General features: G+C 56.3%; 9 protein-coding genes. 3 read left to right on the top strand and 6 right to left on the bottom strand.

Going from position 1 to position 11965, the window contains the following annotated elements; all coding sequences use genetic code 11:
- The coding region (locus VGE80_RS08590; RefSeq protein ID WP_440592361.1) for a transposase family protein at positions 1 to 207 on the bottom strand (207 nt) is incomplete at its 3' end.
- A 308-nt stretch (positions 208 to 515) separates the two neighbouring features.
- Here VGE80_RS08590 and VGE80_RS08585 point away from each other — a divergent pair.
- Complete coding sequence (locus VGE80_RS08585; protein WP_440592360.1) at positions 516 to 1004, top strand: hypothetical protein; 489 nt, start codon at positions 516 to 518, stop codon at positions 1002 to 1004.
- Between the two features lie 71 nt (positions 1005 to 1075).
- Positions 1076 to 1357, top strand: coding sequence for a hypothetical protein (locus VGE80_RS08580; protein WP_440592359.1), 282 nt, complete (start codon positions 1076 to 1078; stop codon positions 1355 to 1357).
- Between the two features lie 427 nt (positions 1358 to 1784).
- Here VGE80_RS08580 and VGE80_RS08575 read toward each other — a convergent pair whose 3' ends face one another.
- The 3 genes from VGE80_RS08575 to VGE80_RS08565 all read right to left on the bottom strand — a co-directional run bounded on the left by VGE80_RS08575 (position 1785) and on the right by VGE80_RS08565 (position 7676).
- Positions 1785 to 2657, bottom strand: a complete 873-nt coding sequence (locus tag VGE80_RS08575; protein ID WP_440592358.1) for a PEP-CTERM sorting domain-containing protein — start codon at positions 2655 to 2657, stop codon at positions 1785 to 1787.
- Between the two features lie 935 nt (positions 2658 to 3592).
- On the bottom strand, positions 3593 to 7006 hold the full coding sequence (locus tag VGE80_RS08570) for a protein kinase domain-containing protein (protein WP_440592357.1): 3414 nt from the start codon (positions 7004 to 7006) through the stop codon (positions 3593 to 3595).
- A 43-nt stretch (positions 7007 to 7049) separates the two neighbouring features.
- Positions 7050 to 7676, bottom strand: coding sequence for an RNA polymerase sigma factor (locus VGE80_RS08565; RefSeq protein WP_373651102.1), 627 nt, complete (start codon positions 7674 to 7676; stop codon positions 7050 to 7052).
- Positions 7677 to 8158: 482 nt separating this feature from the next.
- Here VGE80_RS08565 and VGE80_RS08560 point away from each other — a divergent pair, with 482 nt between their 5' ends.
- Positions 8159 to 8656: a glutaredoxin family protein gene (locus VGE80_RS08560; RefSeq protein ID WP_440592356.1), complete on the top strand. Its 498-nt coding sequence runs from the start codon at positions 8159 to 8161 to the stop codon at positions 8654 to 8656.
- 79 nt (positions 8657 to 8735) lie between these two features.
- On the opposite strand, the gene VGE80_RS08555 is transcribed toward VGE80_RS08560, so the two are convergent.
- Together VGE80_RS08555 and VGE80_RS08550 are read right to left on the bottom strand one after the other, a co-directional pair.
- Positions 8736 to 10169: an amidohydrolase gene (locus VGE80_RS08555; RefSeq protein ID WP_397570915.1), complete on the bottom strand. Its 1434-nt coding sequence runs from the start codon at positions 10167 to 10169 to the stop codon at positions 8736 to 8738.
- A 107-nt stretch (positions 10170 to 10276) separates the two neighbouring features.
- On the bottom strand, positions 10277 to 11965 hold a 1689-nt coding region (locus VGE80_RS08550; protein WP_440592355.1), incomplete at its 5' end, for a fatty acid CoA ligase family protein.

Below are 11965 nucleotides of genomic sequence, written 5' to 3'. Positions count from 1 at the left end.
CAGCAGGAAGTCCTTCTTCAGTTCTGCCCATTCCGCGATTCCCGTAGGGCCACTGCAACCACCCAGCACGGCCATGATGGAGATCACGATGACACTCACGAGGGGATGCTTCTGATTGATGGAAGAACGAGGATCCTCGAGGTCCGCGAAATACGGAATGATTTCATCCAAGCTCAGACGAACGCTACCAGAGTCTTTCTTCGCCATGATCCACCTTAATGCCGCAGCTCGCTTCTTGTCGCAAACAATCGCATCAAGGTATGATGATTAGGCCCCTGGCGCAACTTACCCCATCTTACCTATTTACCGCCGAGTGCGCGCTGGCCCTGGGCTCCCCTCCACCTGTGGCCCTCCATCATGGAGCATGTCGCTATCATATGCGTTTTCCGCGCACTATGAACTAGGGCTTGTCATTTGTCGCTCAAAATTGGTTGCAGAACTTGCGCTGGGAGGTTTCGTGACGGTCAAACTGACGAACTTTGTTACGTTGCGCTTTAGAGTCGCAGGAGAGTAGAATGTTCCAATACAAAGCCGCAAGACTGATGGCGCCAATCGTCATGAACCTGCTTGGAAGTTCAATACATGACCCCATGTGGATCATGCGGACTATGGACGATCGAGATAACCCCGATTATCATGATCTGTATGCGATAGTTCAGTCAAAACAGGATTACACAGTTGGGCACATCCTCATTGAGATCGAGCAGCGTTGGCTCTCGCGTCCGACTTTTTCTGCGCGGGAAAGCCAAGTAGTAGATGCTGAGTCTTTGAGAAGCCGAATCATCGTTTCGCGGCTTGAGACAATGTTGCTTGAGAACAAAGTAGCGAGACGAATACTTCCGCGTCAGTTGTATGACGGAGGCGGTTTCTCGGCTTTTTATATGAAAGGTGCTGAGCGGAGTTTTTTTTCGCCATCGCACGTAGGTCGTAACGCGTTTAAGGAATCCGCATGTGGTAGTTTGGTTCGATTTGTTGTCAAGACGATAAAGAATCATAGGATGTAGAGCCAGTTTCATGTCAACGGAATATGCTGTCTTCCTGTTGGTTTCCTGCTTCTAATTCGGACGTCCGAGCAATGAAGATATTCATCGTCCTTCATCACGAAATCATGGGGGTTCCCGGCAACTACCGTGCTGATGAAATGGTCTTCTACGCAGCAAGAAGCTTGACCAAAGCGTTGGAACTCATCAAGAAGACCCACGTCTCACGATGGTCGTGGTGGGAAATTCAAGTTTGCGAACTGGACGACAGCGAATGGCCCGAGCACATTGGTTATTTCGGAAGAAGGGGCGGCAAGATTGCCAAACCGCCCTATGACAAATGTATTGTTATCTTCGAGCAACGTCCGTCCGAATAATGTTGAACTGCAACACATCATGGTGTGATCTCCAATGCGGTACAGTATTGAGACACTGCATTTTCTGGAGTACACCCCCGGGGACACAGCACGGACGAAGCCCCTCCTCAGCCCGCAGAGTGACAACCAACATTGGTGTAATTCGACAGGAGTGCATTGCGTTCGGTGTGACCGACAATCGCAACAGAAAGCTCTACGAACGTTCAAGCATGTCTGTCGCTTACGGCAAAAATGTAGCGTCCCCGTGACCCTCTCTATATCAGTGCCGTCCCGAGCAGGCTCTACCGTTACAATTGACGGTCGAGCCGGAAGACAGCAGCGTCTGGCTATCTCACTCGTGAGAGCGGAACTCAATCGAGGTGCCGCTGTTGGACGTTGCTTCGAGCGGGGTGGCACCGCAACGTAAACAACCCCGAAGATCTCGTGTTCAACATGCTACAGCCGACTTGCCTCGACGCAATCGCCAGAGCGAGAAGCACACTCCGCCGACGCTCAACAGCCCGATCGACGTCGGCTCAGGCACGGCAGTCGCCAACAGATTTGGCGACGTAAGGCCTGATTCAAACGTCAACGTGTAACCCGCCTCCTCTGGCGTCCGTCCATCAGGCAATGTCACCCGTGCCAGCACCGCCGTATGCGAGTAGTCAGCGATCGACGTACCATCGAGCACACCGACGAGTGTCGTCGCCTCAACCGTATACGATCCGACGCCGAGCAATTCGTTCTGTGGCGAGAGAACAGGATAGAAATACATTTTGAACGTTAGCCAATTCTCCCCCGGATTGTCATCCCATCCATGGCTGGTGCTCTCGGTATAGAGCCCGCCACCTTCTACTCGACCTGAGTATCGCCATTCGTTTGCCTGAACCGTCGTGTGGGTGGTCGCCTTCAACACGAAACTCGCATGGGCGTTGTTTCCCGTCGCTGAGATATTGCCGGTTACGCGATAGCTAAGATTGACGTACTGCGGCGTATCTCCTCCCGCGATCGTCACAATGTCGCTCCAGGAAGCTCGCGAAAGGATGTTCTGTTCGGGAGCAGTTGAAGACGAAACAGTTGCCGAAGACAAAGCACCCAGCTTCTGCCATCCATGCTCATCGATGTAGGAATAGGCGAGGCCGGATCCTCCATACTCGGCCTCCGAGACGACTGCGGAATCGCCTTCTTGAGAGCTGTCCCACTGATATGAGACGGTTCGGGCCTTGGCGTGTACAAGCGAGGCGTCGAGCCTCTTGGCGGATCCAGACCAGAAACCGACTTCCACCAGCATCATAATGACCAATATCGTTCTTCGAATCATCAGTAATACTCTCGATCGCATTGGAGAGGAAGGAAGAAAAGCAGCGGAAGAGCGATTGCCCCACGGCTGCCACCGAGCCCAGTGGACCATACTGAACATCCGCGCTGACTGCAACTCCGTCTAGCTAACGTCACATTGAGCGCACTATGAGGTGGGCTCTGATGACGTGATCCGGGGGGGAGGCATGCTAGCTTTCTTTTTTAGGCTTATTGTTTGCTGTTTGCATGTGGGACGCAAAAAAGGGAACAGCATGTTTGAAGCCAACGACCGACACTAACCGATCGCCCGAATCGAAAGTGCTCATGTGCACCCGTTCGGCGCAAAACCCTTTGCAGCACGCGTCATTGTAAACCCGCCAGCGCGACCTATTGCAAAGGTGAGTGCCCCGCACAGGTTATCTCGTATGCGACGTCTCCACGGCCGCTTCCCCTGCGCGACACGATGTTAAGATTCATCTCTCGATGTGACCGTGGCGAGCCAACCGTAAATTGAAGGCGCCTTCTGAAAGCTCGGCCGTTCAATCCTTCGAGAGGTTGTATACCCAGAGATCACACTGGTTTGTCCATTGGAGTTGTTTCCGTGATCGCATTTCTAACGCAAGCAGGCCTTGACCGGGTGATGATACATTCGCCTAGTACAAACAGCGGGAGCAACCAGAATGACCGTCGAACTTGGTGGCCATGGCGAGTTCGATATGTACTTCGACGACGTTTCGGTCCATTTCGAATAGCAACAACTCCGAATCGACGCCTTGGAACATGACTAACGCGCCGAATGAGAACGCCAGTACGACTGGTTCTCCCAACTCCGTGACCGTACCTGCGAAATCGCGGGATCTTCCATCTGAATGGGTAACTCAGTACCTGGTTAGACTCCTGCCTGACTCGACATATAGTTCACCGTAGGTTCAACTGGCAGATTCCTTCGCCCGGATATCACCAGTCGAGGCCGAATTCGGCGAGTCGCTGTTTGAGCAAATCGACTCGAAGGATACGGACGGCGGTTTCGTCTTCGATCAGCACGGCGACTGCTCTTCCGTCTGCCGTTGCCGCGAGTGACTTGACCTGATCGGAAAGGGGGCTCAGCGTGAGCAATCCTATGAGCGAGCCCTCGTTCTGAAGTTGCCACAGCTTCAGATCGGCGTCCCGTGAACCCGACACGATCAAGTTCCCTCCGGCGAACGTCACGGCGGATACGCTGTCCCTGTGCGCGGGAACTCTTTTCTCGATACGACCGGTTTGAGAATTGATGACCAGCAGATTGCCATCACGGGTTCCCGCGACAATCGTCCGTTCGTCCGGTGACAGCGAGATCGAATCTGCGATCCCGCTCAGGTCAATCTTGTGGCGGACAGCGCCGGTCGAGGGATCGAGGATACGGATACTTCCATCGAGAGAGGTGCACGTCAGAATCGTCGAACCGACGGCGAACGATTCGATGCTGCTGACTCGCAGCTTCTCTTGAGAGACGCTGTTGATCCAGAGCGTCTTGATTTCTGAAGTGGCCCTGTCCAAAACTTTGATCGAATCCGCATCTCGATCCGCGTGTGAAGGATTGCTCGTCACACTTTCCGATACGAAATAGAGTCTCTTGCCGTCCGGTGAGAATCGGATGATCTCTGCCTCGATAATCTCGGGCGATTCAATCACCCTGTGTTTAGCGGACTCGTCGAGGGGAAAGAACCGCAGACTGGTCGTTTCCTGGTGATTGAAGCAGATCGAATGCTCACCCGGCACGCACTGAATTTCGGTCGCCTGTCCCGTCTCGATCGTGGTGAGCAGAGAAATTTCGGCATGTTCCAGACAGCCAGTGAGGACTTGATTGAGTTCTTCAAAATCACCTGAGTCTTTCCGAAAGAAGCGGCTGGATCGCGTCGCGGCGATGGTCTCGCCACTGTGACTGATCGCAACCCGATGCAATTTGTGGGGTTGCTGCAGGCGCGCTGTCCAGACGTCGTGCGTCGACAGTTCGTAGATTTTCAGTCGAGAATCTCCGCACAGAGCCAGGAGATTTTTTGACGGATGAAACCGGCCGACGATCCGGCCGCGACCACCCGTCGAAATCAACGCCACCCGTTCACCGGCGATCAGGTCCCACAATTTCGTTGCATCGGCGTTGGAGGTGACCAGCCATTGGCCGTCGGACGACATTCCGATGCCGTGCATCAGGCTGGCGTCTCGGAACTTCGCTCGGCGATCGATGATCCGCCTCAGCGATGAATGCCGGTGCGAATCCGCGATTTCGTACGTTTCGATCGAGTCTCGCACCCAGCCACCGCCGTCGGGATAGGCGACCGCCACCTCGTAGTTTTGCACGATCCAGTCCAGTTGATCTCTATCTGGTTCAAAGGTCTGAAAATCCGACTCGCGCAGCCATAACGGTGACATACCGGCGACTGCGATCATGGGGGTTTGAGCATAAAAACGGTCACTAACGACGACCAGATCCGTAAACTCGGACTCTTTCTCGATGCTGGCAAGCAGCTGTCCGTCGAGTGACCATTTCTTGACGCTTTTGTCTTTCGAGCAGGTGATCAGTGCATGGCCATCGGACGAAAAACGGATGCGGTGCAGATAGTTTGAATGGGCCTTCCATCGACGGATGTGCTGCCGTGTTGCCATATCGAAGACACAGATCTCTCCGCTTCGACTTCCGACGAACAATTTCGTGCCATCAGGGCTGAACAACAATGAGCGAACCCCATCGGGCCGCAGACGCATCCATTGCTCATTGGCGGGAAATTCCAGGGTGTGAGTCAGCTCCCAAGTGCTTGTTTCGACCAGTGCGATCCTGACATTGCCGTTGAGATCCGTGTTTTCTCCTGCGGCCAGTAGTGACCCATCGGGAGTGAACTCGATCGTGTACGAATCATATCCGTGCAGAAGTTCTCGTTGTTTTCTGGCATCGAGCGCGGCGAGCGCCCGGGTCGCTTCGCTTCGCAAGCGGTAGATCGCTGCCTGATCATCGGGGGGAGCGATTCGGGCCGCCAGTTTCAGTTGATCCAGATTGATCCAGCTCCATTCCCGCGGGGTCTGGAGACTGCGATCGCTGATTTCGGCGAGGGCCAGATAGAACTCTTTTGTTCGGGTCTGTTTCAATGCGGCATCGAGTTCCTTCTCACTTTTTTGCTTTTCCAGTGCGGCATCATGGATGCGAGTGATTTCCCAGGCACCCACCCCCACTGCCAGCAGCAAACTCAGTGCAATGGCGGCGATCAGTCCGGCTCGGTCGGGATTGCGTTTCGACCAGCGCCAGGCCTGACCGAAAGGCCCCAGGGGTCTTGCGCTGATGGGCCGTCCCGCGAGGAAGTTTTCCAGATCCGATGCCAGTGCAGCAGCGCAGGGGTATCGGTTGCGAGGGTCTTTTGCCAGACACTTGAGGCAGATGGTGTCGAGATCTCGTGGGATCTCAGGGACCAGCAATCGGGGGGGGACCGGATCGTTGTTACGGACCTGTTCCAGAGTCGCCAGGTGTGTCGCCCCGAGAAAGGGGGGGCGGCCTGTAATCAGATCGTAAAGTGTCGCACCGATGCCATACACGTCGGTCCAGACGCCGATTTCACATGAGGCTCCGACGGCCTGTTCGGGGGCCATGTAGCTGGGCGAACCGATTGCTTCGGTTGTTAGTGAGGCCCGCGTATCGCCCGCAAGGTGTTTTGCCAGGCCGAAATCACTGATCTTGATCAGCCCCTTCTTGCTCATCAGGATGTTTGCGGGCTTGAGGTCGCGATGGAGAATCCCGTGATCGTGGACACTCGACATCGTTCGGGCAACGGTCAGTGCGATCTCAGCAGCGGACTTGGGATCGATCGAAGATTTGGTGTCCCGCTGAGCAAGATTCTTTCCGTCGACATATTCCAGTACCAGGCAGGGCATTCCATCCAGATCGATGACGTCGATGACTCGAATGACGTTTTCGAGATTCAACCTTGCGAGCGCGTCCGCCTCATTGCGCAGACGGGCGATCAGCACCTGGGGACGTTGGCTCAAATTGTTGATCAGCTTGAGAGCCACGTCCCGTTCTAAATTGAGCTGGGTCGCTTTGTAGACGATCCCCATTCCTCCACGTCCGATTTCATCCATCACTCGGAAACCGGGGACTGAGGGTAAGTCAGGGGGGAGAATTCGGGCGAACTCATCTTCACTCATGGAACGGGTTTCGGCCAATCGAGCCCCCAGCATCCTGTCCATGCACCCCAGAATCTCGATGCGTCGGGTCAATTCGTGGACGAGGTCAGTGCGCGGTCCGCACAGTTGCTCAGGGGACTTTGGAGTTTGAGAATGGCATGCATCTTCCCAATCCAGCAGCAGATCGGCCAACAGCTCTTCGTCGGACAGTGGTTGATCCATGTTCACGAAGAGTGTTCCCGATGAGGTACGAAGCGGCACGGGATCAGGCGTGCTGACTGGAATCCCACGAACGATCAATCAGTTTTTTCAGGTTCAGCCTGGCGGATTGCCAGTAACGACGAAGCTGGCGTTCGCTGACGTTCAGCACTTTTGCAGCCTCGGCCTGGGTCAGATCGTGGTACCACAGCAGATCAAACACACGCCGCTCGAATTCAGGAAGAAGTTCGATTGAAGAATGGAATTCCGACCAGACAGACAGTGAATACGGGCCGGACTGTTTGTCGTAAGAAACCATCGGGAGTTGGGCGCCTTCCGACATCAGTGAGCCGGGTATCGGAGTTTCATGATGGGCTCCCATCCCTTCCGGACCAAGGTAGTGGCGGGCCATGTCGGTCAGCTCGCGCCGCATCAGGGCCGCTGCGAAGCTGAGAAAATCCTCAACGGTTTGCGGCACAATGCTGGCGAGTGCTGAATGCAGACGCATCACGGCGCCTTGCATCAGGTCTTCCGGCTGTTCCCAACGTCCCACACGGGGACTGTCCCGCATCATTCGTCGCGCCAAGGCCAGCAAACGGTGTGATATGCGCGACATCAACTCATCGCGCGCATCCAGCTCTCCCCGCTTCAGGCGGTCCAGGCAATTCTCGATGACGACGGTCGTATCACTCACACGATTCCTCGCGAGTCGCTTCTGAAGTGCCAATGAAATGTCGGGAAGTGTGATCTCAGAATCACCAGGAGACCTGTGAGAAAATACTGCTGGAAAGCAGGGATGTATTCAAGTGTGCCGACTGCTTCACGGAATGAAGATTACTCAATTAACATTTTGTGTCTGATGCGACGATTCTGCAGGTTCGAGCAGTTTTTTGTCCAGAATTGACGGAGAAGCTTTTCGTCCGTTTCCCTATCAGGGGATAGGACTCGCACCGCGCTGAGGCTCGAATCAGGCGCTGATCGAGGCGGGTAAGTAACCTTGGTGAAGTGAAGACTTGCAAGTGTACGTGCGCAGTCCCATGTCCGAGCCCCTTGTGCGGGCCCTTCCCTGCGGCGCAATGACAGGGGGCTGGTCTGTGACGGGGGGCCACTGTCGGGTAAGCTCACGTCGCATCGTTTGTCGGGCTTGTATCGGGATCTTCGGTTGAGGTTTTTGACGTGGAACGTAATTCCAGACTGGTCCCTCTCGGGCGGCTACTGGTGGGAGCCGGGGTGAGCTTGATCCTGCTTCGGGGGATTGAACTGTTCGCACGGATGCCGGGGCTCCCTGCGTTCTGGTATAGCAATCAGGCAATCTGGATCCTGGTCGCAATTGGACTGGCCGCTTTGGGCTGGAATATCTTGTGGGGACGTCGAATGTTCGTCGAAGAGACCTGGCAGCCTGCAATTCCCGGACGTCGCTTCCAGTCGGCGACCATCTACACGAGCGCGGGCTGTCATCTTTGCGAGGATGCGGCGGCACTCATTGCCGAGCATCATCGCTGGCTGCCAATCCCGGATCACGTCGACATCAAAAGTGATCCGACCCTTTCCAAAAAATACGGGACCTGCGTCCCTGTCGTCATCTTCGACGGCAAGGTGCGGTTTCGGGGCCGTGTCGACCCCGTGCTGCTGCGACGACTGATCGAAGGAACTCCGCCGCTGCCCGTCCACTGATACGACTGTCAGACAGAGTGTTGCGAATGCCCGCCAACCGGCGAGCCACAAATGACAGCACGTTTGCGAATCTGGTACTTCAGGGAGTACCCGGCGTGTTACGGTAATCGAGCGGTGGAGCCTGTCCGGGGAGAATCAGCGGCTGGTACTTTCGGCCTGCCAGTCGTTCTGCGTGTTCCGCTTTCGCCTGCTGAATGATTTCAGGTTGTGACATCAGGTCCCAGACGCTGGCGGCCATGGTTCGGGCAGCCAGTTGCATCCCCTGTTTTCCGATCGAAGTCCCTCCGGCCGCAACCGCCTGCCACGAATGCGAGGGAGTTCCCGGGACAAAGCAGGCGGTCGTGAATCCTGCCGTGGGCACAACCCACGAGACGTCGCCCACGTCGGTTGATCCCTTGCCGACTTCGCCGCTGGTGTCGGCAACTTGATTGATCGATTCCAGTGGCTGCGGTTTCATCAGGGTTTCACGAATTTTCAGTGCGAAGGTCGCCTGTTCTTCATCATATTTGAGGTCATTCAGCTCCCGCAGATTCGCCAGGGCGATTTGAGCGAGCCGGTCGTTCGGCAGCAGTTCCATTGTGCCGCCGAGGTACTGTTCGTCGAGTTTCGTTTCGGTCGCGAGTGCTCCCGCCTGAGCACACTTCACGAGTCGCGGGTAAAGTTCACGCACCACTTCAGCCTTGGGATGGCGGATGTAGAAGAAGACCTCTGCAAAGTCGGGGACGACGTTGGGGGCCGAACCGCCGCTGGTGATGACATGATGAATGCGTGTAAAATCCGGTGTGTGCTCACGAAGCAATTCCGAGGCATGACAGGCGAGTTCGACAGCATCCAGTGAGGAACGTCCCTGCTCGGGAGCACCTGCCGCATGGGCGCTACGGCCGTCAAAGCGAAACTTGACCGCAGCACGCGCGAGGCAGGATGAGTCGCCTGCTGTGTTGCGACCCGCAGGGTGCCAGTGAAACGCTGCATCACAGTCTTGAAATAGCCCCGCGCGTACCATGAAGGCCTTACCACTTCCCCCCTCCTCGGCCGGACATCCATAAAAACGAACGGTGCCGCGCAGATTGCCTACCTTGATTTGCTCAGCGACCGCGATGGCCGCGGATGCGGAGGCGGCACCAAACAGGTGATGGCCGCAGGCCTGTCCATAACTGGCCTGAGGACGGGGAAGCTGCTCTGGAATTGCTTGCTGAGACAAGCCGGGGAGTGCGTCGTACTCGCCGAGAATCGCGATGACCGGCGACCCCTCACCGTAAGTTGCTGTGAAAGCGGTGGGGATATCAGCGACTTTGCGTTCGACACGGAAGCCGGCATTCTCAAGTAAATCCGCCAGCAAACGAGCTGATTCAAATTCCTGATAGCCCGGTTCCGCAAGCTCCCAGATCCTGAGAGCGATATTCCATGTCGCTGCTTCCCGCTCGCGAATGCTGTGAGACAGAGCCTCTTTTTGTGCAAACGCAGGTGAGACCGCTAGTGTCAGCATCAGCAGTCCCGCGGCAATTCGGATCATCGGTCGTCCTCGGCTTGGATAGGGAACATCCTCACGAACAGGGGCTCTGTCGTTCGGAGTGGCGACTGTGGCCGTTTCCGAGTGTAACCGTCGCGCGCGGTTGGTTTCTAGCGGACAGCGGTCGCGGCCCAGAGGGCCAGCTTCTCGCGGAAGATCTTGGAATTGTGACGAATGTCGACGGGGAAGTGAGGATGAAAGAGCATTGTGCGAATCGGCGTGGTGAGCTCAAAATTTGCCCCGAGGTCCCGGAGCTCCGATAGCAGTTGGGTGTTCGTCCGCTTCTGGTCGTCACGTGACTGGAAGCGGGGATAACGTTCGATGCACAGGATTGGCTCGACGGTCCCCTGTTTTCGTACGCCTACCAGAGCCGTGCGGAACACGGCCGGGTGCTGGTTAAAAATTCCTTCGACCGGTTCTGTGAAGTAGGTCCGCGCGGGGGTGACCACCCGGTGCGACTTGCGGCCGCAGAACCAGAGCCGCCCCTGGGCATCGAAGTAACCAACGTCCCCCATGCGGTGCCGCATTCGTCCTGATTCCGGATCGCGGATTTTTGCCAGCGCAGTGAGATCGGGACGATTGTAGTATTCCTGTGTGACCATCGGCCCGTGGACGACGATCTCACCGATCTCGCCGGGCCGGACGCGGAGTTCTTCAGACCAGACGGGGATCGGTTCATCTGTAATTCTGATAATTTCGATGTGGATTGAAGGGACCGGTTTTCCGACACAGGTTCCCGCTCCTTGCGCGGTCAACTTCTGTGTCTCACCCAGGATTTCGTGGCTGCCGATCACGGCCACGGGCAGAGACTCTGTCGCACCATACGGCGTGAAAATTTGCGACTGAGGGAGTAAATACTTCGAGAAGCGTTCGAGGATTATCGGAGAGACAGGGGCTCCCGCCGATAGGACGCGGCGCAGCGACGGCCATTTCTCGATGACATCCGTGGTTTGCGCGTTCGAGGGGGAGTGGCCCTGTACCGCTGGCCTCCAGTCCCGTCCCACCCGATTCAGTAAAGCTGGCGAGCCGAAGAGGTTATTAATCTGGAACCTCTGAATCGGGCCGACAATTTCGGCGGGATTGACACGGGCCGGTTTCGTGAAATCCATCCGTGGGACGACGGCCGTCATACCAAGAGCCGGAGCGAAAAGTGCGAACAGAGGAAATGTGCAGAGATCGACCTCTCCCGGTTCGATCTGCAGTGCTGCTTTCAACGCCGCGACCTGGGCCGCAAAGTTTCCGTGCGAGTAGACTGCCCCTTTAGGAACTCCCGTACTGCCGCTGGTAAACAGGATCGCGGCAGTCTCTTCTGCTTCCGTCGCTGCGGGGTGCCAGTCTATTGTCCCGTTTTGCTCTGAGGACCGACGGGTACGTCCTTCGGCAGCGACCTCCTGCCACGTCCGCCCTGCCCATGCCAGTCGTCGTCCCACCGTCACCAGATGCTTAATCGACCGCTTTGCCCAACCGAACAGGAGTCGTGCCAGATGGGCCTTCGTCACTCCGATGAACGCCTCTGGTTCGGCTTCGGCCAGACACTTGCCGAGGTTTTTGATGCCGATCCCCGGATCAATCAGGACCGGAACGGCACCCGCCTTAAACAGGGCGAAGGTGAGCGTGAAAAACTCCAGCGAAGGGGGGACCATCAGCGCCGCTTTCACGCCACGTCCGATACCGATCCGCTCCAGTCCCATCGCCAGATCGTCGCTCTTCTGATCAAGTTGCTGATAGGTGTAGCTGGTGTACTGCGTCTCACCATTCGCGTCGCGGGAGGCAGGAAACCTTACCGCAATCTGATCGGG

This window comes from Schlesneria sp. (genome assembly GCF_036405755.1).
Lineage (GTDB): Bacteria > Planctomycetota > Planctomycetia > Planctomycetales > Planctomycetaceae > Schlesneria > Schlesneria sphaerica.
Note: the sequence above shows the minus strand (reverse complement) of the source record. Positions and strands in the feature narration are given on the sequence as shown.

Coding starts and splice junctions, on each gene's coding strand:
- VGE80_RS08585 (WP_440592360.1), top strand. CDS start 516: ATGTTCCAATACAAAGCCGCAAGACTGATGGCGCCAATCGTCATGAAC.
- VGE80_RS08580 (WP_440592359.1), top strand. CDS start 1,076: ATGAAGATATTCATCGTCCTTCATCACGAAATCATGGGGGTTCCCGGC.
- VGE80_RS08575 (WP_440592358.1), bottom strand. CDS start 2,657: ATGATTCGAAGAACGATATTGGTCATTATGATGCTGGTGGAAGTCGGT.
- VGE80_RS08570 (WP_440592357.1), bottom strand. CDS start 7,006: ATGGATCAACCACTGTCCGACGAAGAGCTGTTGGCCGATCTGCTGCTG.
- VGE80_RS08555 (WP_397570915.1), bottom strand. CDS start 10,169: ATGATCCGAATTGCCGCGGGACTGCTGATGCTGACACTAGCGGTCTCA.